Below are 24121 nucleotides of genomic sequence, written 5' to 3' on the forward strand. Positions count from 1 at the left end.
GCTCAACACGCCACGCATGTCCCTTGTCAGCGGCAAGCCATTCGCCCCGCTGATGCGTACGCGAAGAGACCGTCATCAGCGCTTTCGAACCGGGCGGGTGAAGTGCGGCCACAGGCGCCTCATGTCGCGGGCGACCCGCCTGGCCAGGACGGCTGGGTCGTTCGCGGTCCACTGGTGTGCTGTGCCGAGCGCGTCGGCGGCCGAGGCCCTGGACGTACTCGTCCCAGGCAAGGACCCCGACTCCACGCAGGCGGTGAACGTCTCCGGGCCGGGCGGCCGCGTCAGGAGAAGCAGCGGGTGGTGCGGAGCAAAGCCAAAGCGGCCAATGCCCGCTGCTGGCTTCCCTTCGAAGAGGTGAGACTCGGTCCACAGCCCGGCGCTGGCAACGAGCCATGTGTGTGGGCGGTCCGGATCGTCGGACAACCACAGGTCGAACGTGCCGATCAGCAGGTCCTTCTCCCCTGTCCACACCTTCACCCGCGGCTCGAGTTGCTCGGCCCCGTTCCGGCGCAGGGGCAGCAAGGCGCGCTCGAACGGGGCGATCAAGTCGTCGTAAGCGTCCCGCACGGCGCTGCTGGCGGCGTGGTCGACGGTCCGCTCGCGATCGGGGAGGATCTCCCAGTGCGGGAGATAGGGCAGGCCCGCAGTCAGGTAGCGGTGCAGCCTGTCCACAGCTACCAGGAGCCCGTTGGCACCGCGGCAAGTCTGCTCGGCCGCCGGCACACGGACCCACCAGGCGTAGTACGGGACGTCGTCCTCGGAGCAGTCGTCATCGACGCAGCCCTCGTACACACAGCCCATCGAGGCAGCGAGCTCCGTCATCGGCTGCCGTGTACGTCCCGCCAAGTCCGGCCTCTCGCCGGAAGACTCGAACGAGGAGGCAACGAGCATTTCGGGGTCGTCGACGTTGATGCGCCACACCACGTAAAGCCTTCGACTTCAGCGGCGGAACCTGCGGCGTACAAGGCCATGCTGCCCTCCTGCCTCGCTCCACTCCGACAGTCCAGTACACCAAGGCCCCCGGCGCCGACGGGACCATTTGCGGACACCTGGCCCCCGGACGGCGCTCGACGAGTTCGACGACCTCGGTGAACGCCTGCGGGGCCTTCCCGAACGGGTCGGGGACGTCCCGGTCTCCGAGGTACAGGCTGATTCGCCGGCGGGTGTGCTTGTCACGGGCCAGCTCCTGGAGGGCCGGCAAGTTGATGGCGTCGATGTCGAGGCGGTCATGCGTGGTGCGGGTGCCCCACGGTTGCCAGCACGATGAGCGACGCGGGGTTGCCGAGGCCGGGGTGTTCCCGGTTTGTGTATCAGCAGGGTCGTTGCCCACCTGACCCAGCCGCCCGCTGGCCTCACTGCTGACCTGGCCCGGCCGGTGGAGGGTCAGTGACCGGCGCCAGCCTTGACCGCTTTCGTGGCGAAGTAGCCGGAGAGCCAGCCGGCGGTGGCCTCCGAGTGGTGCGGCGCCTCGGCGAAGCCGGTGATGACGAAGCCCGCCGCGATCTGCCCGCCGAGCTGCTCGGTGAGCGTGTGGCTGTACTCCACCGGCGCGTCGAGGCCCCACAGCCGTTCCCGCTCGGCGGGCTCCATGTGGGTGAGGTCGCTGTAGGGCAGGCGGTGGCGCACCACCAGCTCGCCGCGCGCCTCCAAGGACTCGGCGTCGAAGAGGTAGACGTCCGGGTTGAGGAAGCCGGACAGCAGCGTCCCGCCGGGGCGCAGCACGCGGTGGCACTCGCGCCAGACCGGCGCCAGCTCCGGGATGAACAGGTTGGAGACCGGGTGGACGACAAGGTCGAACGAGGCGTCCGGGAACGGGCTCAGGTCGCGCGCGTCGCCGAGCACGGTGCGTAGGTCGAGCCCCTCCCGTGCCGCGACCATCTCGTCCTGCGCCAGCTGGCGGGGTGAGTTGTCGAAGACGGTCACCCGCGCGCCGGCCGCGGCCAGCACCGGACCCTGCTGCCCGCCGCCGGAGGCGAGGCAGAGCACGTCGCGACCGGCGATCTCCGGCGGGAACCAGGTCGGGTCGACCGGCTCGTACCCGATCAGGACGATGGACCACTGGCCGGCCCGCGCCTTCGCGATCACCTCGGGGCCGACCGGGCATGACCACTCGTTGCCCTCCTCCACCTCGCGGTCCCAGGCGAGGCGGTTGTGCGCGACGGGGTCGAGGGGAGTCTGGCTCATGCGCCGTACCCTAGTTGCTGCACCGCACAAGTTCCGCCGATGGCTCTCGGGCGGTGAGGTGCTTGTTGCTGGCGTCGATGTCAAGGTGGTCGGGATCGAAGGTGCCGCCGATCCAGTCGAGGAGTTCTTCGTGCTGCTCGTGCTGGGGGTCGGTGATCGCGGCGAGGAAGTCCGCGTAGCCGCAAGGGTCGCCGCAGTCCTCGGGTGGGCAGGCTCGACGGCCGGTCAGGCAGCGCGGGTAGGTGGTACCTGGCGTGGTAGACAGGACCTTCTCCACCTCGATGTGATGTCCTGCGGCGAGCTCCTCTTCGCGTGTTCGCCCTGGCTCGGCGGTCCGAAACGTCCCCTGACTACGAGTCGCACCTGCGGGAATCCAATGCACGGCCGCGTGCGGTGCGTGGGCCTTGCCATCGGGGCGGCGCGGGCCCTATCCGATCTCTTCGGTGACGATCCGGTCGTCGATCTGCTTGTAGGCGCCAGCCTGGCGGGTGAGGACGGGCAGTCCGGAGCCGAGCGAGAGGTGTGCTGCGTGAGCAGTGGGCAGGTCGGCGGCGCGTTCGCGGGCTAGCTGGGCGACGGCCCAGCAGCCCGGTTCGTCGAGGGCCCGGAAGACGAAGCACGGGGCTGACAGGGCGTCCTGCAGCATCTGCGCGACTTCCGGCTGCACGACGGAGGTGAGCCCTTCCGCGAAGGCGACGGCTGGCACGTACAGGGGCTGGACCTGCTGGACCGAGCGGAAGACGCGCGCGGCCATATACATGTCGCCGTGGGCGAGCGCCGCGATCGCCGTGTGGTCGAGGATGTAGCCAGTGCTCACGCGGCGCTCTGCTCCTGCTCCGGGCCGGTGAAGCCGTGACGGCGGTCGGCTGCCTCGACAGCGGCCAGGGCCTTCTCCCACTCGCCGGGCTGCTGTTCTTCGCGGGCGCGGTCGACAAGCCAGCGGACCGCTCGGTCGGCGCGCTCGGCCTGGTCCAGTTTGGCGGACACCGCGTCCTCGATCCACGCGGACACCGACCCAGCCGGGCTGGACTGCAGGAACTTCTCGATCGCGGCCACCTTGTCGGTATCGATCGTGATCGTGAGCTTCTTCTTCGCCATACCGGCACCATACCGATGTCATACCAGCCTGTCAGGCCTTCGCCTTCCCCGGTGAGCTCACCGGGGGCCGGTGAGCAGGGCGTGTCACTCACCGGTGAGGTCACCGGGTGACGGGAAGGAGGGCGGTGACCTGTGGTGGGGAGGTTGTGGTGAGTCACTGGTGACTCACCACGTCGGGTGTTGTCCACCCGTGACGCCGTCGGGGTGGTTGTGGTGATCAGGCCGGTGAGGTCGCCGCCGTTTCGTGGGGCAGAGCAATCAGCCCCGCACGGAAGGCGTCACCATGACTCCCGCTTCTCCCCCACGCCGCCGTACAGCCGCGACGGCCGCGCCGACGACTGCCCGGTCGCTGCGGACGCACCGACCCGAGACTGTCCCGGCCGGACGGCCGGCCTCCCGTGGTCCGCGTATGGCGCGGCTGGGTGTCTGGGCCGCGCTCGCGGCCGGCCCCCTTGCCCTGGCGGCCGCGGTCGCCATGCCGCGGACCACGGTGGCGCAGGCCGTGCCCACGCCCCGCGCGAGCGAGGCGGTGCGGCTGCCGGCTGACCCGCGGGGTTTCGCGGAGCTGTTCGTCGACCTGTGGCTGCGTGCCGATGCCGCCGCCCCGGACAGCCCCACCACCACCGCTCTGCGGTCTCTTGCCCCCGGGGTGGACCTCCCGAAGCGGCCGCGCAGCAGTGATGCCGTCCCGGCGCCGGCGCGGGTGGTGGCCGTGCGCATGTCCGACGAGGCGGGCGGTGCGTGGACGGTGATGGTGGCGGTCCTTCGTGACCGGAGCGACCCCTCACCGGCTGCGAGCGGGCCGGGCATGGCGGGGTCGCCGGTGCGGTACTTCGCGGTGTCCGGGACTCGTGGTCCCGACAGTGGTCTGGTGAGGGTGGTTGGGGCGCCGGCTGAGGTTGCCGTGCCGGAGGCGCCGATGTCGCCCGCCGAAGAGGTCACTCATCGTGTCCCTGCCGACTCGGCGCTGGGGACGACGTTGGGCGAGTTTGTCCGTACGTACCTGGGTGGCGGGCAGGGTGCGGGCCTGGACCGCTATCTGTCCCCGGGGTTGAGCGTGGCGGCGCCGAAGTCGCCGCCGTACACGCGGGTGGAGGTCGACGATGTCGCCGCGGACACCGAGAAGGCTCTCGGTCCGGGGGTTCCTGCGGACGGAACGGCGGCGCGGGCCCGGATCCGGGTGACCGGTCAGGACGCTCAGGGCGGCAGCTTGCCCCTGCTCTACCGGATGGAGGTCACCGCGCGGGCCGGACGGTGGGAGATCAGCCAGCTCGAGGCCGGGATCACCGGACCGCCCACAGGCACCCCGACTCCGGCCACGTCCACGGCCACGGCCACGACGGGTGGTGTCCGATGACCACCGCTTCCTCCGTGCTGCTGGCGGGACAGCTGGATGCTCTGGGCGACGGGCTGCTGAGCACCGTTGGGGGCTGGGCCGACAACGGTCTCAAGGTCGCGCTCGTCGTCCTCGTACTTGCGGCCATCGCCCGCTCGTTCTCCTTCAAGGCCGCGCTCGGTGCCCTGCTCGCGATGGTGATCGCACTCGGCATCTACAACGCCCGGGAATCCATGTCGGGGAAGGTCACCGACGAGATCAAGAACCCGGCCACCGGCGCGGGCGTCCACACCGTCGTCATCGACCCCGGCCACAAGACCAGTGGTGGACCGACGCCGGGTGATACCGCGTGAGCGCCGCATCCCCGCGTGCCGCGCGCTCCTACACCGGTGCGCGCCGCCACCCGTGGGTGCTGGGCAAGCTCGGGGACTGGGTGGTGCCGTTCGGCCCGTACACCCCGGCGCAGCTGGTGGTTCTGGGCGGTGGCGCGTTCGGGCTGATCAAGTCCTTCGGCTGGTGGTCGTGGGCGGGGCCGGTGCCGGTCGTGTTGTGGCTGGGTGCGGTGTGGGGGGTGCGCGGTGCGCAGATCGCCGGGCAGAACCCGTTCACCGCGGCAGCGGGGATGGTTGTGCTGTTGCTTCGGCACCCGGCCGGTCGGATCGCCGGCCACGTCGCCCGGGATCGGCGTTCGTCCCTTCTCGTCGGCCAGTTCGTCATCCAGCAAGCCGTCCTGCCTGCGGGCGTGGTGGCGCGTTCGGCGGGGGCGGGGGCGGACGAGTTCGTAGCCGGGCGGGGTGTGGTGGCGGGGTCGGGGCTGTCGCGGCTGCTGGACCAGGCCGCTGATGCCGGACGGAGGGCTGCGTGATGCGGGTTCCGTTCCGGCACATTGCCGGTCATCTGCTGTGGGCGACGTCCGGCGCCGTGTGGGCGGTGTGGCGGGTGGCCCCGTTGGCCGGGGGCTACCAGCCCGCCCGGGTCCGCGATGAACTCCTCGGGCGTATCGCCTCGTTCGTCCGGTCCATGCCCTCGCTGGAGCCTCGGATTTTCGCGCTGGCCGCGCGCACGGATCCGGGGGAGGTCGCCGAGCGGATGGTCGAGGGACTGGCCTGGGAGCGGATGCCCGCGTGGGCGGAGACGTGCGCGGCCACGGTGGACCTGCTGACCGGGCAGGAGATGCACGAGCGGACCCTGTGGCTGGCCGTGCCCCTGCCGGGCAAGGCCGGTGCCACGGCCGCTGCGTTCGGGGCTGCCTATGCGGAACTTTCTGCTGCCCTGGGCATCCCTCCGGTGGCGGTGCCCGAGGCCGACGTTCGTGCGGCGCAGGAAGACGCCGAGCGGCTGCAGGCCTCGCTCGGTGGCGGTCTGGGTCTGCGCCCGGCGTCCCCGGCGGAGATCGTGTGGCTGGTCCAGCACGCCCTGCACCGCGGGCTGGAGGAGCCGTTGGCGTCCGACGCCGAGCACAGCCCCCTGTACGGCAGCCGCATCCAGGACGGGCAGCTGTCCTCCCCCTCCTACACCGACCTGGGACAGGTACGCCTCTCGGAGGGCGGTCAGCCCCGGAAAGAGGAGACGAACGCCGCGAAGGCTCGGTGGGCAGGGGCGGGCGGGTGGTGGCGCACCGCGGCGACCGCCTCGCCGGTCGGCCGCAGGTGGCTGCAGGTCGAGACCGACGCCGGGACCGGCTATCAGGCTCACCTGGTGCTGGCCGAGCTCCCGCCGGCGGTGTCGGTGGCGCACGCGGACGTCCTGGCCCAGCTGGAAGGAATGCCCTTCCCCGTCGATATCGCGGTGGACCTGCGGGTGGTCTCGGCGAAGAAGGCCCGCGCACAGGTCCAGCGCAAGAAGCGCGAGCTGCTCGACCAGGCCGGCCAGTACGGTGCGCAGCCGACCGGGATGCCGCACTCGCTGTCCGATGCCGCAGGGGACCTGGCCGAGCAGGACGCCCGGATGGCGCGGACGTCGGTGGAGGTCGAGGTCCAGTCGGTCACCGTCCTGACCGTGTGGGCGTCCGATCCGGTGACCTGCGATGCGCGAGCGCGGGAACTGTCGGCTGCTCTTTCGGGGGCGGACTACCGGGCGGTGCGGCCGGTGGGGATGCAGGAGGAACTGTTCGCTCTCTCCCTCCCCGGCTCCGTACGGCCGGCGAAGCTGAACCAGTTCACGCAGCATCAGCTGTCGGAGGACTGGGCCACGGCCGGCGCACTGACCCTGTCGAGGGTCGGGGACCCGGCGGGGATGATGATCGGCCACGACCTGGACAGCGGCACCATCCGCCCAGTCCTTCTCAATCCGGCCGACGCCCCGCAGGTCAACGCGTCCGCCTCCAGCGCGGTCATCGGGGACCTGGGCAGCGGCAAGAGCGTGCTGGAGAAGCACATCACCGCCGCGGTCGTCGACCGGGGCGGGCGGGCCATCGTCATCGACCGGACCCCGATCCGCGAATGGGCCGCGTTCGCCCAATCCGCAGCCGGTGACCGGTGCCAGGTCATCGACGCAGCCGAGGCCCGGATCTCCATCGACCCCCTGCGCGCGTTCAAGGGGCCGGTCGGTGCCCACTACGCCCTGTCCTACCTGACCCTGCAGCTGGGGGTCGGGGCGATGAGCGCCGCCGGCGCCGTCCTGCACCACGCCGTGACCGAGGTCGCCGACGGGCCCGCACCGTCCATGGGCAAGGTCCTGGACGTCCTTATGGCCCTGGCCTCGGGTGAGGGCAGCCGCGCGGACGCCGCGGCGACCATGGCCGACCTGCTGCGCATTGTCGCTACCAACCCGTTGGCCGCGATGGTGTTCGACCCGGATCTGCCCCCGTTGACCCTGGACGCCGATCTGGGCGCCGACATGGTGGTCGTCACCACGGCTGGGCTGACGCTCCCGCCCAGGGAGGCGTTCGCCGACGTCGAGGTGCTGCGCCAGCAGCCCCTGGAAGCACTGATCGGCCGGGCCGTGCTGTATCTGGTTGCGGCGATCGCCCGGCAGGCGGCGTTCACTGAACCCTCGCGGTTCTGCCTTGTCGCCATGGACGAGTGCTACTGGCTCACCTCCTCCGCCGAAGGATCCGCGCTGGTCCACGAGATCCTCCACGACGGCCGCAAACACGGCGCCGGCGTCTTCCTCGGCGCCCACGACGAGGAAGAACTCGGCAAGGACGCCGGGCTGATCGCTTACCGGTTCCTGGCCCGCACCACCGACAGCGCCCGCGCGGCCAGGGCCTTGCGCTTCCTCGGCCTGGACAGCGAGGACGAGGACCTGCTGCGGCTGGTGACCACCGGCCTGTCTCCCGTCGGCCAGGCAGGCCGCGAGGGCGAGATGCTCCTGCGCGATCCGCGCATGCAGGTCGGCCGGATCAAGATCGTCGTCCCGCCCGTCGCCCGACTCAAGAAATCGATCTTCACGACACCCGGCCGCTCCCATGCCACAGCGGCCCACGGGGGGACCCCACAATGAACACACGCCTTCGGCTGATCCTCACCAGCGCCCTCGCCCTGCTCCTGCTCACCTGCACCGTCGCCGCCTGGGCCCACCCCCAGTCACCGGCCACCCCCATCGCTGGGGCGAGGGCCTGTGACCGGGTCATCGGCCCGGCCCACGGCTACTGCACCGGCCGCCGCACTGCACCAACCGCGGCGGCCGATCCCGCCACGGCGGGGGTGGCCGTCCCCGCTGCGGCCGGCGTGGTCCCTGCCGCCCCCGGCGGCCGCGGCTGGCTGCTGCTCTCCACTGCTGCGATCGCCGGGGCCGTGGGACTGATCCTGACCGCCGAACGGCACACGCGGTGAAGCGGATCCAGGTCGACCGCGGAACGCTGCGATCGGCGGGGTTCATAGCGCTGGTCACCGTCGTGTTCCTGGTCACCAACACCACGGTCGCGGCGGCTGCCGACGGATCGGGGCCGGGCGGAGGGCTGCTGGGACCTCTGGACATCCCCACCCGTGAAGGTGTGCCGCTCAGTGGCTACCAGCTGGAAACCAGCGTCGCTCCCCCCACCGTCGCCGAACAGATCGCGAGCGCCGTCAGCCCCGGGCTTCCCTTTGACTCCGTCGGGGAAGTTCAGCGGCTCGTCATCGGGGGGCTGTTCACCCTGGTGCGGCTGCTGGTCGGTCTGTGCTGCTGGCTGATCGGCTTCATTTTCAAGTTCCCGCTCCTGACCTTGCTCACCGATCCGGCGCAGAACCTCGCCGACGCCTACCAGCGGCACGTCGTCGACGCCCTGGGCCTGCCCGCACTACTGCTGGCATGGGCGTTCGTCTTCGGACTCATCGCCTTCGTCCGCGGCAAAGTCGGACAGGGGCTCGGTGAGATCGCCCTGACCCTGGTCATCGCAGCGCTCGCCGCCAGTGCCTTCGTACGCCCCGACTACCTGCTGGGCAAGGACGGGCCGCTGGCCCAGACCCACCAGGCCGCGATCGAGGTCGCGTCCATCACCACCTCCTCCTACTTCGACACACCCGGCCGCGGCGGACGGCCCTGCGACAGTGCGGTCGGTCCGGCCCACGAGGCATGCGTGAACGAGCAGGCCGAGGCCAAAACCGTCACCACGCCGATCCAGAACGCCCTCACTGACGCCCTGGTCGTCAAGCCCTACATGCTCCTGCAGTACGGGCGCGTACTGGACCCCAAAAAACCCGCCGAGGCTGAGGCGTACAAGGCCCACCGCAAATGGGTCCGGGCCAACGCCCCCGCTATGGACAAGCCGGCGAAGCCCTCACAGGAGGGGGAAGATCCCTGCCGTCTGCTCGACGGCCCGTCAAAGACGTACTGCGAATCCCAGACCGGCCACGCAGACACCTCCAACTGCGACGGCGTCGTGGGCCCTCTGAAGGAGGACTGCGAAGCCGCGATTGGCGAAGCGGACGCCTCCCAATGCCGTGTCCCGGGCCCCGCGAAGGAACACTTCTGCCCAGTCGCCACGAGCCGCAGCATGGCCGCCCAGAGGTTCGCGCATCTGATCTCGGACTTGAAGAAGGCCGGGCCCGTCGGCCAGTCGGCAGCCGCGTATACGGAAAAGGCATCCTGGGATCGGGTGTGGTCGGTGGTGGCGCTGCTGGTCGCGGTGCTCGTGGTCGCGCTCATGATCGTGTCAATGTCGGTCGTGATGCTCGGCGCGCAGGGCGCCGACGCGGCGGCTGCCGCGGCCGGTCCCGTCGCGTGGGTGTGGGCGATGCTGCCCGGCCCGTCCCGGATGCTGCTGTGGCGGTGGCTGGGCGTGTTCGTCGTCTCCGCCCTGGTGGCATTCGTGGCCGCGATGGCACTACCCCTGTTCGGAATCGCCGTCGACGCGCTGCTCGCCGACGCCGGCCCCGAGCAGATGATGGAACGGCTGCTACTCGTGGACGCCCTCTCCATCGGATTCCTGATCATGCACCGGCGGATCCTGGCCGGAACATCCGGAATCGGCCGGCGCATAGCCACCCGCATGCGCTTCGCGAAGATCGGCGGCACCCACCTACGCGGAGACTCCTCCGAGTTCGGGGCCTCCCTCGCCATGCACGGCCCCGCCGCCCGGGCCGGCACCTGCGGGGGCGGTGGATTCTCCGCCGCGCACGGGGCATTCGGCGCGCGGCTGCGCTCTCTCGGCAGCCTGGCGGCGCTAAGCGACGGCACCGGGGTGCCCTTCTCCCCGGGCCGGCTGCTCGGCGACGCGGCAGCCGAGGGGCGGCGCGGTATCGCCCCGCTGGCCATCGCCCTGCGCGGCGCCCACGCCGTCCTGGTCGGCCCCAAGCCCGGCACTCACCCCGCGGCCGCCCAGCTCCACGCCCACGCGGGCAACGGTGGCCGGGGCCCGAACGGCGCGGGCAATGGGGCGATGGTGGTGGACAAGTGGAGCGGCAAGGTCCTCCACGACCCCGACACCGACCGGCCCCTACTGGGATCCCGTATCCACGCCCGTGCCTCCCGGCTGCGCGGCTACCGCATCGCTTCCCGCACCGCACGCATCGCCTACGGCGCGACCCTGGGCCTGCCCCGCACCCTGCACAACGCCCGTGCCACCGGATCGGAGTTCACCCAGGACGCCCGCCAACAGCTCAGAGTCATCGGCAACCACATCGGCGATGACGCTTTCGCCTGGGCGCAGGCTGGCCGCAGTGTCCGCGACGGGGTCGACCACACCGGGCAGGTCCTGGCCACCGCATGGCAGGTCCACGATCCGGTGGGTGCCATCCGCAACACCGCTCTCGCCGCCACGATCGCCACCGCCCCCTTGGACGGCACCCGCGGGCCCGGCCCGAGGACCACCGTCAGCCGCCAGAACCAGCCCACCCCGGCGGCCGCGCCGCCTGCCGCACGTACAAGGGGCGCCTCGGGGCCGCGTGTTCGGGTACCACGCGGTGGCACTGCGGCACCGGCTCCTGCCAGCTCGCAGCCCCAAGGCCAAGCACGGCCCGCATCCGCCCCGGCGCCGGCCCCGGTCCAGCCGCCTGCGCGGCAGACAGAGGCTGAGGCACAGGCGAACCGTGACCGGCTGCTGTCCGTCATCAACGCCCGCCGCGCCGCCGCCCGCCGCAACCCCGGGGGTGAGCAGTGAAGCGGTGGAAGAAGCTGGGGTGCCTGGGGGTGCTGCTCTTCGTGGCAGCAGTGTGCTGCACCGGTCCCGTGCTGCTCTCGGCGGCGGCCCGCAGCCGAGCCGGCGGATCCGCGGGCGGCAACGTCGATGCGGCCGCGGCCGGGATCCCCGCCCGGATGCTCACCGCGTACCTCACCGGAGCCTCCCAGATCAGCGCACACGTCCCCGGATGCACGGGGATGCGCTGGCAGGTCCTCGCCGGGATCGCACGCGTGGAATCCGACCACGCCGCAGGCCGTCAGGTCTCCGCAGGCGGGGACATCACCCCGCCGATCACCGGCCCACGTCTGGACGGTTCCGGAGCAGGCGGCAACACCACCGCAATCCGGGACACCGACGGCGGCCGCTGGGACGGCGACGCCGAGTTCGAGCGTGCGGTCGGCCCATTCCAGTTCCTGCCCGAAACGTTCCGCGCGTATGGCAAGGACGGCAACGGCGACGGCGAGGTGTCCCCCCACAACGCGGACGACGCCGCCGCCTCGGCCGCCGTCTACCTATGCGGCAACGGCCGCGACCTCACCGACCGCGACCAGCTGCGCACAGCGATCCACACCTACAACCGGTCGTGGGCATACGTCGATGACGTGCTGTCCGGCATCGACCGCTACGACTCACTCGGCAGCACCCCGCCAGTGCCCTCGGGAACCGTAGGCACCGTAATCGAGGCGGCCCTGGCGCAGCAGGGGCTGCCGTATTCCTGGGGCGGCGGGGACGCGGGCGGCCCCTCCACCGGGATCTGCTGCTCCCCCGGCGGGCAGGACGGCCGCACCGTGACCGGCTTCGACTGCTCAGGCCTGACCCTGTACGCCTACGCGAAAGCCGGGATCAACCTGCCCCGTACGGCTGCCGCTCAGGCGGGGGCGGGGCAGCGGATCCCGGCCTCCGCAGGTGTGGGCGCGCTCGCCCCCGGCGACCTGGTCTTCTTCGGCTACAACCCCACCTCGGACGCCAGCATCCACCACGTCGGGATCTACCTCGGCGACGGAAAAATGATCAATGCTCCCCGGCCGGGAAAATCCGTCCGCATCGACCCCGTCACCGCACTGCCCGACTACGCGGGAGGGGCACGCTTCCTATGAGCAGCACCGACAACGGGCGACGGCTGCTCATCACCTCCGCCCTCCTGGCCTGCACTGGAGCCGCCCTCCTCTATGCAGGCCTGGGCCCACACACCGAGGCGCCAACGCCGCGCGCTCAGGCCCCTGCCGGACCGCGGTCCACTGCCACGATGGCCGCCGCGACGTCGGGCATGACCTCCAAGGAGGCCATCGGGGATGGGGCGACCAGGAGCACCGAGCCGCTCTCCGGCCCGGCGACGACGTCCCCGACCGCGGCCCCGACCGCGGCCTCGCCATCGCCCTCAGCGCTGGCAGCGCCGGTGGCGCCCGGGTCCCTTACCCCTGCCGGGCGCGGTGAGTTGCCGCCGCCGGGATCCGGCGAGGCCGCGGACCCGATCATCCAGCAGGTCATGGACGCCGCCTCCCCGGCTGACCTTCCGGCCTCCGACGAGGCGCTGCTGCTGCGCGAAGGGCGGACGGCGTGGCTGGCCGAGACAGGCCGGTACACGCAGGTGCGGATCCAGGCCGCAACCGCCCGCCGCAAAAGCGGCCGTGGGGCGGTGGTGCGGCTGGTGTGGGCCGGCGCCGACCCGGCCGGGACCTTCCTGGACGGACGGCCGGCCGCCGTCCACTTCACCCAGAACGGAGATGGAACATGGACCCGAACCTGACCCTCGCGGCAGATGCCATCGACACCGCCACCGGCGTCGTGACTGCCCTGTGGGCGGCCGGGAGTTGGGTGCTCGCCAACCTGTGGTGGCTGGCCCTCGTCATCGGCGTGCTGCTGATCGGCTGGGAGATGCTCCAGCAGCGGCTGGCCGCCAAGGCCTCGGCCGAGCGCACGTATCTGGAGCTGGTGCAGTCCACTCGGTTCACGCCTGGGGAGGAGGAGATCTGGCGGCAGGGGATGCAGCTGATCCGCGCCGCCGGGGCGGGGCCATGGTGGACACCGCGCCGGGCCCGCACCCTGCGGGTGCGCCTGCGCGCCGACGGCAGCCGCCCCCTCGCCTACCGGATCGAAGCCCCCGCCGCGGCCGGGGCCCTCCTCGCACGCTCCCCGTTCGGACCACACGTGACCGTCACCGCGGCCGCGCCGGTCGCCGACAAGCAACGCACCCACGTCGTGCGCGCCGTGCTGACCTTGCATGGGAAGCCGGGGGCGGCGCTTCGTGAGGTGCCCCTGGAGCCCGACCCGCTGCAGCCCCTCGTCGACGCCGTCGCCTCGGTCCGCGCGGAGCTCGGCGATCTCGCCGAGGTGTGCCTCGACCTCTCCCCCGCCCCACGCTGGCACGTCGCGCTGCGCCGACAGCAGATCCTGCGCCAACAGCGTGCAAAAGCCCGGCGCGAGGCCGCCCGTGAGGCCCGCGCGCTGGACTCCGAAATCGCCGGCAGCGCGTCGCTGTCCCTGCGCGCTCTGCTCGACCCCGCGCAGTGGCAGGGCCGCGGACGGGTGGTGATGCCGCCGCGGCCGCAGCATGTCAACGCCGAGCGGGCCGTGGGCAACCTCGCCGACGGCGCCGGCCTCATGCGGGTGCAGGTCCTGGTCCGCTGCGCCTCCAACACCCAAGGCCGCGCCGAGCAGCTCCTCGCCCTGGTCAACGCTTCCATGGACGTGTACGCCGGTGCCTCCCGGCTCAGCTCGCAGGGCTGGTCGCTGGGGCCGCTGCGTGTCGGGCCGGATGCCTGGCCGTGGCGGCGCCGCTTCGACGAGCAGTGGAGCCGCGCGCTGATGCGGCCCGCGCGCAGCGGGTGGGCGCGGATCGAGGAGCTGGCCGGCCTTTTGAAGCCCCCCACCGCGGCAGCCCGGATGCCGGTCTCCGAGACCGAGATGCCGACCTATGTGCCGGGGGCGGATCTGTTGCCGCAGGGCTGGTACCGGGGTGGGGACGGGCGGGAGCGGCTGCTGGCCACCCACGAGGACGACACCCTCTTCGAGGTCCAGTCCGGGAAGGCCGGCTGGGGCAAGACGATGCGCGCTCAGGTCCACGCCGTCGCCAGCGCCCACAACGGGCGGGGGTTGGCGTTCGTGGACCCGCACGGCGACTCCTTCGCCGACGTCGCCCGCTACCTCGCCCACAACCAGATCATGGACAGGATCGCCCTGTTCGACCTCACCGTGTCAGGCCCGGACGAGCTGCTGGGCTGCTGGAATCTGCTGGACATGGGCGGCGGGCAGCGCCCGTATGAGGTCGCGGCCGCCGTCGTCGACTCCTTCGCGACCGCCCTGGGGTGGGACGACATCGCAGCGCCGCGTGCGCTGACGATCCTGACCAAGGCCGTCGAAGCACTCGTCGCCGTCAACTGCGAAGCCGTGGCTGCGGGCAAGCCGGAGGCGCAGGCCACGATCTTCCAGATCCGGCCCCTGCTGACCGTGCCGTCGTTTAGGCGTCTGGTGCTGCGGGCTTTGGACGACGAGGCGCGCCGGTGGTGGACGACGAGCTTTGCGGACCTGCCCAAGGACGGTCTGCTGACCGTCCTCAACCCGCTCGAGCGGCTCGGCGCTAACCCCGTCACCCGCGCGTTCCTGGGATGCCCGGTCAGCGGGTACGACATGCGGCGGGCCATGGATGAGTCCCACGTGGTGTGGATCTGCCCGCCGGGGACCGGGCCTACTGACCGGATGCTGGTCACGCTGATCGTGCGGGACTTCCTGCGGGCCGGCCTGTCCCGCCGTGACCTCCCCGAACACAAGCGCTCACCGTTCCGCTTCTACCTGGACGAGCTGATCTCCCTCGACGCCGGAGCCTCCACCGTGATCGCGGAGATCACTGAGCAGCTACGGAAGTTCGGATGCCGGCTGCACGGCATGACCCAGCTCCTCCACCGGCTGAACCCCGCCACCCGCGCCGCCCTGCTCCAAAACGCCTCATGCCTGTCCACCACCGCAGGATCCACCGAAGCGATCTCCCAGATCACCAGCCAGTGGCCCGGAACCACCGTGAGTGCCGAGGACGTCGCCGCCCTGGACCGCTGGCAGCACTACGCCTCCTTCACCATCGCCGGCACCCGCATCGGCCCGCTGCACATCCGCGGCCCCGAACTCGCCGAAGTCTTCCGGCCCCTGGCCCGAGCCAACCGGACCGACGCCCTGCAGCAGGCCGCACTCGGCAACGCCGGCGCCCGGCCCCTGTCGCAGCTCACGGCCCTGGCCCTCGCCCAGGAGGAGACCGTCATCGCCTTCCTCTCCGGCCTGACACCCCGCGCCACCGACAGCCACACCTCTACCGCAACCCAGGAGCACTTCGCGTGACCACGGCCGCCGTGATCCAGCCCGACAGCAGCGACACCTATGCCCATCAGGCATTGGCCCTGATCGCCCAGCACCGCCTGCTGGCCACCACCCAGCTCCACCAGATGCTCATGCCCCACACCCCGTCCAAGAAGATCCACAAAGTGCTCGTCCCCCTGCGTACGGATGGGCTGATCACCCGCACTGTCCTAGGCGCCCGCAGCGGCCTGCAGGCGCACTTCCTGACCCCCGCCGGCCTCCAGACCGTGGGCGACTGGCCCGAACTCCGCGGCCGTCACCTCGACCTGATCACCTCACCGACCGCGGCCGCGCTGCGTGCCGCGCACGCCCTCACCGGCGTCCGCGCGCACCTCGCGTTCCTCGCCGATGCCCGCCGCCGGGCAGACGAGTACCAGCCGCTGGACTGGACCCCCGAGGTCACCCACCGCCTGCCCGACACCGGAGGCGAAGACCGCCTCGTCGCCGACGCCGTCTTCCACTACACCGCCACCACGCCCCGCCGACGCCACTACCGGGCCTTCGTGGAAATCGACCGCACCACCATGAGCAGTGAGCGCTTGTCCCGCAAGCTCATCACCTACGCCCGCCTCCACGACTACACCCCCCAGCAGGCCGGCCGCCGCCAGACCGTCGCCGACCAGGCTGCCACGTACGCCTGGCAGCGCTTCTACCCGCGCTTCCCCCGCGTCCTGTTCATCCTCACCGGCGCATCCCGCACCACCCTCACCAACCGCATCACCGACCTGCGCCGCATGACCGCCGACCACGAACTGGTCACCCGCTTCGCCGCCCACGTCCCCCTGGGCGCCGCTGTCCTCGAGGACCTAGAAGAACGCGGACCCAGCAACCCAGTCTGGACACCCCTCGCCGGCGACGCCGAACCCCGCGGATGGATGGAGCTGTGACCAACCACCGAGCCCAGCAGCCGGGCCTGTCGGCAGACGAAGCCGCCGACTGGCAGGAGTGCCAGCGCGAGCACGACGACCTCATGGGCCAGCTCGCCCACCGCGAAGCCCTCATCGAAAACGGCCTGGTCGACTCCTACGAGGAGTACGCGTTCGGCTGGGACTGACCGCCACCGCGGAGTCGGCGCCGGAAGCGACCCCCTCACCCTTGCCAACCGCAAAGAACAAGCCAGCTTGACGCATTTCAGCCAGGGCCTAGCGAAAGTGGCCACCGCCTCCCATCATCCCGGCATCCAAGACGGATGGCGCACCCCGGAAGGAGTATTGGTATCTGACTGACCGGCATTTATGGGCAAACACGGGCGATGGGCCACCCGTACCCCAAGAACACCATAGAAGCCCAGGCCTTGTCGTCGTAGGGTGCGCTGTACAACCCACAGCGACGACGCGAACACCGTTGCATCAGCGACGACGGGACCGGACGAGCCACACCGATCACCGTCTGTCCGGCAAGGTGACAACCGGGGGTACCCACGTGACAACTGCAGGCCAGCACCACACCCGCACCACCCGGCACCGACGGCTCTTCACAGCCGCCGCCGTCGCCGCGACCATCACGGTTGTCACGGCAGGCTGCACCAAGGAGCCGACGGCCTCGCCCGCTCCCTCCAGCCCCAGCGCGTCGCCCAGCCCCTCAGCCGACCCTCAGGAAGCCGAGAAGAACGCTCTGCTCGACGTGTACCGCACCTTCTGGGATGCATCGCTGAAGGCATACTCGACCGGTTCGATGAAGAACACCGGCATCGAGACCGTAGGCACGGACAAGGCGTACGCGAAGGTCCAAGCCACCCAGATCTACTACGCGGAGAACGGCTTCGTCATGACAGGAGCACCGGTCCTGTCGCCGAAGGTCACTGCCATGGACACGGCTGCTAAGCCCCCGAGCGCAACCATCACCGACTGCATCGACAGCACCAACTACATCCAGGTCGAGAAGGAAAACGGCAAGCCAGTGGGAACACTGGACAAGAACCGCCGCCACGTCGCTTCCTACACTGCTCTCAAGATCGGTGGGGCTTGGCAGATCCGCGATTTCGAGATCTCCAGGGATCAGCTGTGCTGAGCAGAACAATGCGCGGCCTCACGGCCAGCGTGACACTGGCTCTATTTCTGCTCGTCGACTCAGCGGCAGCAAACGAACCCAAGCCCGGCACCTACTGTCCGCCGGGTGCCACAGTTTGCGACATCTACTCCGGCGGCCGGAAGCCTCCGAAGCCCGGCAATGACGGCAAGCCCGGTGACGGCGGCGGAACCGGGGGTGGCGGTGGCAGTTCCGCCAAGTGCATGGCCCGAGACGGGTCCGGCGGTCAGTTCGAAGTGCCATGCCACAGCGAGTCCGGCTGGTTTGACGCGACGACTTCTTGCTACTGGCTGCTGTGGGATCCGCAGCCGCCGGCTGACGATCCCGTGTGGGCCGGACACGCTCCTGGGGACGGTGCCGTGTACAACGGCCAGTGCCCGGGCCAGCCGCTGATGGGCGGGCTTCGTTGGTTCCAGAACCCTCCTCCCGGATACGGCGGCGGTCCGAACCTCGCGGCCCTGGCCGAGGAAGCGGTCACCAAGATGAGGCTACTCGGCGCTGACATCGGTATCGCGCCCAAGCGCGGCGGCACTGGAACCGTGGGGGTGCCTGTGTGGGTGTGGAACGGGCCGAGCCCGCAGACGACCGGGCCGACATCGGCGAGCGCTACAGCGCTCGGCGTGACGGTGACGGCGACGGCGACCGTGCAGAACGTCGTGTGGAACTTCGGGAACGGCACCACCGTCTCCTGCCCATTCCCGGGAACGCCGTACAGCGCGACCTTCGGGCTAAACCCTCCGAGTACGGCCAACGGCCAGTGCGGGATGCCGGGCTACTCCCGTGTCGGGGGGTACACCGTGACCGCGACGACGACCTGGGCGGTGCACTGGGTCGGCGGGGGCCAGCAGGGCGACCTGACCACCACGCGGACCTCTGATGTGCCGGTGCTGATCGGCGAACTCCAGGTCGTCGGCCAGTAGGCCCCCACCCGCTCTCCTCTACTTTCCCCTTCTCCTCTTTGGAGGCAGTGCACGTGAGCACGACCACCACGCCGGTGCCGGGTCAGGCGTCCGTTCTACCCCCTGCCGGTCCGGGCTCCGTGCCTGCGGCAGCGCCGCGCGTTCTTCGGCAACGGCGCCGCCGCCCGGGTCTGATCGCCCTGTCCGTCGCGCTGATCGCGGCCGGAGGCCTGTCCGGGGCGCTCCTGTTCACCGCGTCCGGGCAGCGGACCGCTGTGCTGGTGGTGGCGCGGGATGTGCCGGTGGGCGCGGCGATCACGGATGCGGATCTCGCGCCGGCGTCGCTGGCTCTGGACCCGGCCGTCAAGGCCGTAGCGGTGGCGAAGAAGCCGGGACTGGTCGGGCAGCGGGCCGCGGTCGCACTGAAGGCGGGATCGCTGCTGTCTCCCGGCCAGGTCACCGCCGAGTCGCTCATCAAGGCGGGTGAGCAGCTGGTGGGCGTGGCTTTGAAGCCGTCGCAACTGCCCGCGAGCCGTCTCGCCCCGGGGCAGAAGGTTCTGATCGTGTCGACGCCGGATCCCGCGCAGGCCGGTGGTGGAAAGCCGACGGACACGGGAGCGTCACCGGCGCCGAAGACGCAGACCGCGACGGTGGTTGCCGTCGGCCAGCCGGTCCCGGCGACCGGGGTCGTGGTCGTCGACGTCGCGGTACCTGCGGCCGACGGGCCCGCCCTGGCCGCGCGGGTGGCGACGGGTGCGGTCGCACTGATCCTCGCTCCGCGGGAAGGCAGCTGATGGCCGTCATCGCGCTGGCCGGAGGCCTTGGCGCGCCGGGGGTGACGACGTCGGCGATGGCGCTGCTGATGACGTGGCCACTGCTGGAAGGCCAGCGGGTGGTACTCGCTGAGGCCGATCCGGACGGTGGTGCGATCCTGCCCGGCGCTCTACAGGGAACGTTGGACAATTCGCATGGGATGCGGAATCTCGCGGTGGCGGGTCGGCAGGGGCAGCTGGGTGAGGCGTTCTGGCGGCAGCTGGTGGATGTCACCGACGAGCAGACCCGGGACCGGCTGGTCCTGCCCGGCCTCTACGACCCGGCGCACGCCTCCGCGATGGAGCCGGTGTGGAAGCCGCTCGCCGGGATGTTTGCGGGTATCGAGGCGCACCAGCACGACGTCCTGGTCGACCTGGGCAGGCGCGGCGCGTTCGGGGTGTCCGCTGTGCTCGCCCAGCGGGCGGATGTGGTGCTGATGGTGGCGCGTACGACGCTGCGCAGCCTGCAGAGCGCGCAGGTACGGCTGACCGCACTGCGTGAACTCCTCGGCCAGGCGGTGGAGCTGGGTCTGCTGCTGGTCGACGAGGGGCCGTTCTCGAAGGAGGAGGTCCGCAAGACGTTGGGGGTGCCGGTGGTGGCGGTGCTGCCGTGGCGCCCGACGGAGGCGCGGGTGCTGTCGGACGGGGCGGAGCAGCCGCGCCGGTTCGAGTCGAGTGAGCTGATGCGCTCGGCGCGGTCGGCCGCGGTGCGGGTTCAGGAGCTGGTTGCGATCCGCCGCTCCCGTCTCGCGCCGCCGCCTCCCGCACCGGCCGCTGTGGGACGGGGGTGACCGGTGCGCGCTAACCCCCTGCACCACGACCCCCAGGTCGCCCCGGTGGGCGGCTCGCTTCAGGCGCGCCTCGCGGCCCCGCCGCAGGTGCCGGCGCCGCACGGGCCCGTCGGGGCCGGCAGTTGGAGCGGGAGCATGCAGGCTGCTGCCCCTCACGTCGTCCTGCCCGCGCCGGCGACTCCTTCGGCGGCGCTGTCGGTGGACTATGCGGCGGTGCGGCTGATCAAGAAGGAGGTCGGTGAGCGGCTGACCGAACTCCTGCGGATGCGGCCCGGAATGAGTACGGCTGCGCAGGAGCAGCAGGGCCGTCACCTAATCAACGAGCAGGTGGCGGTCTGGTCGGATGCCGAGGCCGTCAAGCGCGGTTCGGCCACCACCGCGACCGAGGACGCGGCCATCGCCCAGGCCGTGTTCGATCTCCAGTTCCGGGCGGGCCGGCTCCAGCAGCACCTGGACAACCCGCTGGTGGAGAACATCTTCATCAACAGCTACACGGATGTGTGGCTGGACTTCACCGACGGCCGCCGCATCCGGGTCGCGCCGGTCGCCGACTCGGACGAAGAATTGCGCGAGCTGCTGCGCGACCTCGCGCGCCGTACGACCGGGCAGGCCGAACGCAGCCTGTCCACGGCCGATCCGTTCCTCGCACTGCGCTTGTCCGACGGCTCCCGGCTCCAGGCCGTCATCGACGTCACCCCGGGTACGTACGTGACGATCCGCCGCCACAGCATGCGCCATGCGGATCTTCCCGAGCTCGTCGGCCGTGGCATGCTCGACACGACCCTTGAGCAGTTCCTGCGGGCGTGCGTCCGCGCGGAGAAGAACGTCATGGTCGTCGGCGGGCAGGCTGCCGGGAAGACGACGCTGCTGCGGGCGCTGCTGCGGGAGATCGACCCCGACGAGCGGTTCGCCACTTTGGAGACCGAGTACGAGCTGTTCGCCCACGAGAACGGGCACCACCGGCAGGTCGTGCCGATGGAGGCACGCGAGTCCAACGGCGAGATGGTCGGCGGGCAGGCCGCCGGTGAGATCACGCTCATGGACCTGATGTACCGGGCTCTGCGGATGACGCTGACGCGGATCGTGGTCGGTGAGGTCCGAGGTCCTGAGATCGTGGCCATGCTGCAGGCCATGACCAACGGCGCCGGCGGCAATCTGTGCACCCTGCACGCCATCCACCCGAGCGTGGTGTTCGACCGGATCGCCGAGCTCTACCTCCTCGCCCAGGCCAACATGTCCGAGGCCCTGGCGTACCGGCAGGCCGCGAACGGGCTGCACTTCATCGTGTTCGTGTCCTCCATCGACGAGACGAAGATCGGCGGGCACCGGCACCGGTTCGTCTCCCACGTCCTTGAGGTCACCGGCATCGGCGAGGGCGGCCGGCCCGAGACGAACCAGATTTTCGGGCCGCGTCCGGAGTGGGGCGAGCACCGGGCGGTGCCGTTCATGCAGCCACGCTGCATCAACGACCTGCGCCGTGCCGGGTTCGATGCGGCGCTGCTCGGTGCACCCGGCGGAGCCTGGAGCGCGGCCCTGCCCCTCATGGTCGACGAGGGGGCTGGGCTGTGACTGCACTGTTGTTGTGGGTGGTGGCTGGGCTCGCCCTTTCGGGCGGGCTGGTTGGGCTGGTCATGGGCGTCATCGGGACCACCGCCCCCAAGGGGCCGACGGTGGCCGCCCGTATCCGGGCCGGGAGGCGCCTGGCCGGCCGGGACGAACCGATGGCGCGGCGTACCCGCCTTGCGGCGGGCGCGGTCGCCGGAGTGGTGCTGTGGCTGGTGACGGGCGTGTTCGTCGCCGGTGCGCTTGTTCTCCTGGCGGTGATCGGGGTGCCGTGGCTGCTGTCGCCGACCAAATCGGCGGCGGCCCGGATCGGGAAGCTGGAGGCGCTCGGCGACTGGACGCAGCGCCTGGCCAACGTGCTGCGGCTCGGCCGGGGGCTTGACGAGGCCCTGCATATCTCCCGCAAGGGGTGCCCCGACGACATCGCCGGCGAGGTCGGTGATCTGGTCGACCGGCTTCAGGTCGGCTGGCGGCCCACCGATGCCCTGCGCCTGTTCGGCGACGCGCTGAACGATGTGACGGCCGACAAGGTCGTGGCCGCGTTGGTCCTGTCCGCTGCGGACCGGGGACCGGGCCTGGCCCAGGCGTTGGACGATCTCGCGGAGTCCGTCCACGAGGAGGTGGCCCGCCGCCGGGCCATCGAGGCCGACCGGGCGAAACCGCGGACCACGATGCGGTGGATGACGATCATCACTCTCGGTGTCGCGGGCGCCGGACTGCTCGTCCCCTCTTACACCGCCCCCTACGGCACACTCCTCGGTCAGCTGGTCCTCGCCGCGCTCTCGGCCGGGTTCGTCGGCGTGCTCGCGCTGATGCGGCAGATCGCCGACCACAAGCCCGTCCCCCGTTTCCTGGTCGCCGACCCCACAAGCGCCGTCGCACCCGCCGCCGCGCCGCTTGCCGAGCACGAGAGCGAGGAGGTGGGGGCATGATGCCCGTAGCCGCGATCCTGTCCGGCGCGACGATCGGCGCCGGGACGGCGCTCCTGATCCGGGAAGTCCTGCGCCCAGCGCCCGCCCTCGGCCCGGCACTGCGCCGCCTGAACAACCCCGCCCCGCCCGCCACATCAACGCTCCCGGCGGACCGGGACGAGCAATGGGGAGCGTGGCTGGTCGAGCGCCTCGCGGACGTGCCCGGGGTGCGGATCTCGTACAAGGACCTCGCCCTGACCGGCTCCACGCCGGGCAGGTTCCTGCTGACGAAAGTCGCGCTCGCGACAGGCGGGCTGCTGCTGCCGCCGCTGTCCACGATCCCCTTCCTGCTCCTGGGCCTGCCGCTCTACCTCCCCGCCATCGTCGGGATCCTCGCCGCCACCGTGCTGTGGTTCACCCCCGACCTGGCCCTGCGCGACAAGGCCAAGCGCGCCCGCGCCGAGTTCGCGCACGCCATGGCCGCCTACCTCGACCTCGTCGCACTGCGCCGGGCCGGGAACGTCTCCGCCGAGCAGGCCATGGAACAGGCCGCCCAGGTCGGCCACGGCTGGGCGTTCCTCCGCATCCAGGGTGCGCTGGCCCGCTCGCGCGTGGACAAGGTGCCGCACTGGGAGTCCCTGGCCCGCCTGACCGCCGAACTCGACCTGCCCGTCCTCGACGATCTGGCCGCGATCATGCGGCAGTCCGCCGACGACGGAGCCTCCGTCTACGCCACGCTGCGCTCCCGGGCGAAGAACCTGCGCACCGAACTCCTCGCCGCGCAGGCAGCCGAGGCCAACGCCGACAGCGAGAAAATGACCGCCCCCGGCGCGCTCCTCGCCGTCCTGGTAATGCTCCTGATCGCCTTCCCCGCCATCATCCGCATGCTCAACACCTGAACCCGAAGCAAGGAGTCCGTCATGACCAAGTACGTCATCCGCGCCACCCAGTGGCTGAAGTCCCGCATCGAGGAGGGCGGCCGCGACGACCGGGGCGACATCTCGATCACCACCATCATCATCTGGGTCGCCGCGACCGCGGGCGCTCTCGCCATCGCCGGAACCATCGCGGTCGTCATCGCCCGCTACAACACCAGCCTCTCCGGCGTCTGAGACCACCACGGCCCAGGCAGCGGACACCCACGGAGAGGAGGACACCGATGCAGTCCAGCAGCAGCGCCCGGCCGCAGCCGGCCGGACCCCAAGCCACCAGCAGGGGATGGGGCTGGACGGATCGGGGGGAGTCATCGATCCAGATGGCGATCGTGTTCCCGTTCGTCATCATGGTCACGGTGGCCGTGGTGCAGGCCTCGATGTGGGTCCACGCCCGCAACATCGCCCTGACCGCCGCACGCGAAGGCGTCGCCGCCGCCCGCACCTACCAGGCCCCCGAGGGCGCGGGCGCGGCCCGCGCGCGCGAGACACTCGGCCGGATCGCGGGCGACAGCCTGCGCAACTCCACTGTCAGTACGGCCGGCAGTACGGCAACCGAGGTCAGCGTGACGGTCACCGGCAGCGCGCCCTCCATGCTCCCGGGCATCGAAGGGCTGTCCGTGTCCCAGTCCGCGTCCGCGCCGCGGGAACGGTGGACCACACCGTGACCGTCCTGCGC

The 24121-nt window shown here is 71.2% G+C and carries 25 protein-coding genes; 20 read left to right on the top strand and 5 right to left on the bottom strand.

Annotated features, from left to right (window positions below; all coding sequences use genetic code 11):
- Positions 1-75: 75 nt before the first annotated feature.
- The 5 genes from AB0O21_RS34065 to AB0O21_RS34085 form a co-directional block, all read right to left on the bottom strand.
- Complete coding sequence (locus AB0O21_RS34065) at positions 76-921, bottom strand: hypothetical protein (protein ID WP_365177708.1); 846 nt, start codon at positions 919-921, stop codon at positions 76-78.
- Between the two features lie 462 nt (positions 922-1383).
- Positions 1384-2184, bottom strand: a complete 801-nt coding sequence (locus AB0O21_RS34070) for a class I SAM-dependent methyltransferase (RefSeq protein WP_365177711.1) — start codon at positions 2182-2184, stop codon at positions 1384-1386.
- A 10-nt stretch (positions 2185-2194) separates the two neighbouring features.
- Positions 2195-2461 (bottom strand): plasmid pRiA4b ORF-3 family protein, encoded by a 267-nt coding sequence (locus AB0O21_RS34075; RefSeq protein ID WP_365177714.1) that lies wholly within the window; start codon positions 2459-2461, stop codon positions 2195-2197.
- 150 nt (positions 2462-2611) lie between these two features.
- Positions 2612-3001 carry a hypothetical protein gene (locus AB0O21_RS34080; RefSeq protein WP_365177716.1) on the bottom strand — a complete coding sequence of 130 codons (390 nt, stop codon included), beginning with the start codon at positions 2999-3001 and terminating at the stop codon, positions 2612-2614.
- Positions 2998-3282 carry a hypothetical protein gene (locus AB0O21_RS34085; protein ID WP_365177718.1) on the bottom strand — a complete coding sequence of 95 codons (285 nt, stop codon included), beginning with the start codon at positions 3280-3282 and terminating at the stop codon, positions 2998-3000. The genes AB0O21_RS34080 and AB0O21_RS34085 overlap by 4 nt, the downstream gene beginning before the upstream one ends.
- A 409-nt stretch (positions 3283-3691) precedes the next feature.
- Between AB0O21_RS34085 and AB0O21_RS34090 the strand changes: the two genes are divergently transcribed.
- From AB0O21_RS34090 to AB0O21_RS34185, 20 genes are all read left to right on the top strand, one after another.
- Positions 3692-4639: a hypothetical protein gene (locus tag AB0O21_RS34090; RefSeq protein WP_365177721.1), complete on the top strand. Its 948-nt coding sequence runs from the start codon at positions 3692-3694 to the stop codon at positions 4637-4639.
- Positions 4636-4971, top strand: coding sequence for a hypothetical protein (locus AB0O21_RS34095; RefSeq protein ID WP_365177724.1), 336 nt, complete (start codon positions 4636-4638; stop codon positions 4969-4971). Before AB0O21_RS34090 ends, AB0O21_RS34095 begins: the two co-directional genes overlap by 4 nt.
- On the top strand, positions 4968-5483 hold the full coding sequence (locus AB0O21_RS34100; RefSeq protein ID WP_365177727.1) for a hypothetical protein: 516 nt from the start codon (positions 4968-4970) through the stop codon (positions 5481-5483). The genes AB0O21_RS34095 and AB0O21_RS34100 overlap by 4 nt, the downstream gene beginning before the upstream one ends.
- Entirely contained in the window at positions 5483-8062 is a 2580-nt protein-coding gene (locus AB0O21_RS34105; RefSeq protein WP_365177729.1) for an ATP-binding protein, read from the top strand. The genes AB0O21_RS34100 and AB0O21_RS34105 overlap by 1 nt, the downstream gene beginning before the upstream one ends.
- Entirely contained in the window at positions 8059-8394 is a 336-nt protein-coding gene (locus AB0O21_RS34110) for a hypothetical protein (protein WP_365177732.1), read from the top strand. The genes AB0O21_RS34105 and AB0O21_RS34110 overlap by 4 nt, the downstream gene beginning before the upstream one ends.
- Entirely contained in the window at positions 8391-11141 is a 2751-nt protein-coding gene (locus AB0O21_RS34115) for a hypothetical protein (protein WP_365177735.1), read from the top strand. The genes AB0O21_RS34110 and AB0O21_RS34115 overlap by 4 nt, the downstream gene beginning before the upstream one ends.
- Entirely contained in the window at positions 11138-12259 is a 1122-nt protein-coding gene (locus AB0O21_RS34120; RefSeq protein ID WP_365177737.1) for an NlpC/P60 family protein, read from the top strand. Before AB0O21_RS34115 ends, AB0O21_RS34120 begins: the two co-directional genes overlap by 4 nt.
- A 149-nt stretch (positions 12260-12408) precedes the next feature.
- On the top strand, positions 12409-12909 hold the full coding sequence (locus AB0O21_RS34125; protein ID WP_365177740.1) for a hypothetical protein: 501 nt from the start codon (positions 12409-12411) through the stop codon (positions 12907-12909).
- A complete protein-coding gene (locus AB0O21_RS34130) occupies positions 12894-15488 on the top strand; it encodes an ATP/GTP-binding protein (protein ID WP_365177742.1) in 2595 nt (864 codons plus the stop codon). The genes AB0O21_RS34125 and AB0O21_RS34130 overlap by 16 nt, the downstream gene beginning before the upstream one ends.
- Entirely contained in the window at positions 15485-16393 is a 909-nt protein-coding gene (locus AB0O21_RS34135) for a replication-relaxation family protein (RefSeq protein ID WP_365177745.1), read from the top strand. Before AB0O21_RS34130 ends, AB0O21_RS34135 begins: the two co-directional genes overlap by 4 nt.
- Entirely contained in the window at positions 16390-16560 is a 171-nt protein-coding gene (locus AB0O21_RS34140; RefSeq protein WP_365177748.1) for a hypothetical protein, read from the top strand. The genes AB0O21_RS34135 and AB0O21_RS34140 overlap by 4 nt, the downstream gene beginning before the upstream one ends.
- A 368-nt stretch (positions 16561-16928) precedes the next feature.
- Complete coding sequence (locus AB0O21_RS34145; RefSeq protein WP_365177751.1) at positions 16929-17516, top strand: hypothetical protein; 588 nt, start codon at positions 16929-16931, stop codon at positions 17514-17516.
- Positions 17510-18454 (top strand): hypothetical protein, encoded by a 945-nt coding sequence (locus AB0O21_RS34150; protein WP_365177754.1) that lies wholly within the window; start codon positions 17510-17512, stop codon positions 18452-18454. Before AB0O21_RS34145 ends, AB0O21_RS34150 begins: the two co-directional genes overlap by 7 nt.
- A 53-nt stretch (positions 18455-18507) precedes the next feature.
- Positions 18508-19227: an SAF domain-containing protein gene (locus AB0O21_RS34155; protein ID WP_365177757.1), complete on the top strand. Its 720-nt coding sequence runs from the start codon at positions 18508-18510 to the stop codon at positions 19225-19227.
- Complete coding sequence (locus AB0O21_RS34160; protein ID WP_365177760.1) at positions 19227-20036, top strand: hypothetical protein; 810 nt, start codon at positions 19227-19229, stop codon at positions 20034-20036. Before AB0O21_RS34155 ends, AB0O21_RS34160 begins: the two co-directional genes overlap by 1 nt.
- Before the next feature lie 3 nt (positions 20037-20039).
- Positions 20040-21605: a CpaF/VirB11 family protein gene (locus AB0O21_RS34165; RefSeq protein WP_365177763.1), complete on the top strand. Its 1566-nt coding sequence runs from the start codon at positions 20040-20042 to the stop codon at positions 21603-21605.
- A complete protein-coding gene (locus AB0O21_RS34170; RefSeq protein ID WP_365177766.1) occupies positions 21602-22531 on the top strand; it encodes a type II secretion system F family protein in 930 nt (309 codons plus the stop codon). The genes AB0O21_RS34165 and AB0O21_RS34170 overlap by 4 nt, the downstream gene beginning before the upstream one ends.
- Entirely contained in the window at positions 22528-23409 is an 882-nt protein-coding gene (locus AB0O21_RS34175; RefSeq protein WP_365177769.1) for a type II secretion system F family protein, read from the top strand. The genes AB0O21_RS34170 and AB0O21_RS34175 overlap by 4 nt, the downstream gene beginning before the upstream one ends.
- Before the next feature lie 21 nt (positions 23410-23430).
- A complete protein-coding gene (locus tag AB0O21_RS34180) occupies positions 23431-23622 on the top strand; it encodes a hypothetical protein (RefSeq protein ID WP_365177772.1) in 192 nt (63 codons plus the stop codon).
- A 143-nt stretch (positions 23623-23765) separates the two neighbouring features.
- A complete protein-coding gene (locus AB0O21_RS34185) occupies positions 23766-24110 on the top strand; it encodes a TadE family protein (protein WP_365177775.1) in 345 nt (114 codons plus the stop codon).
- Positions 24111-24121 lie beyond the last annotated feature (11 nt).

Source organism: Streptomyces sp. NPDC091371 (genome assembly GCF_040684275.1).
GTDB lineage: Bacteria > Actinomycetota > Actinomycetes > Streptomycetales > Streptomycetaceae > Streptomyces.

Coding starts and splice junctions, on each gene's coding strand:
- AB0O21_RS34070 (WP_365177711.1), bottom strand. CDS start 2,184: ATGAGCCAGACTCCCCTCGACCCCGTCGCGCACAACCGCCTCGCCTGG.
- AB0O21_RS34085 (WP_365177718.1), bottom strand. CDS start 3,282: ATGGCGAAGAAGAAGCTCACGATCACGATCGATACCGACAAGGTGGCC.
- AB0O21_RS34090 (WP_365177721.1), top strand. CDS start 3,692: ATGGCGCGGCTGGGTGTCTGGGCCGCGCTCGCGGCCGGCCCCCTTGCC.
- AB0O21_RS34095 (WP_365177724.1), top strand. CDS start 4,636: ATGACCACCGCTTCCTCCGTGCTGCTGGCGGGACAGCTGGATGCTCTG.
- AB0O21_RS34105 (WP_365177729.1), top strand. CDS start 5,483: ATGCGGGTTCCGTTCCGGCACATTGCCGGTCATCTGCTGTGGGCGACG.
- AB0O21_RS34110 (WP_365177732.1), top strand. CDS start 8,059: ATGAACACACGCCTTCGGCTGATCCTCACCAGCGCCCTCGCCCTGCTC.
- AB0O21_RS34125 (WP_365177740.1), top strand. CDS start 12,409: ATGGCCGCCGCGACGTCGGGCATGACCTCCAAGGAGGCCATCGGGGAT.
- AB0O21_RS34130 (WP_365177742.1), top strand. CDS start 12,894: ATGGACCCGAACCTGACCCTCGCGGCAGATGCCATCGACACCGCCACC.
- AB0O21_RS34160 (WP_365177760.1), top strand. CDS start 19,227: ATGGCCGTCATCGCGCTGGCCGGAGGCCTTGGCGCGCCGGGGGTGACG.
- AB0O21_RS34175 (WP_365177769.1), top strand. CDS start 22,528: ATGATGCCCGTAGCCGCGATCCTGTCCGGCGCGACGATCGGCGCCGGG.
- AB0O21_RS34180 (WP_365177772.1), top strand. CDS start 23,431: ATGACCAAGTACGTCATCCGCGCCACCCAGTGGCTGAAGTCCCGCATC.
- AB0O21_RS34185 (WP_365177775.1), top strand. CDS start 23,766: ATGGCGATCGTGTTCCCGTTCGTCATCATGGTCACGGTGGCCGTGGTG.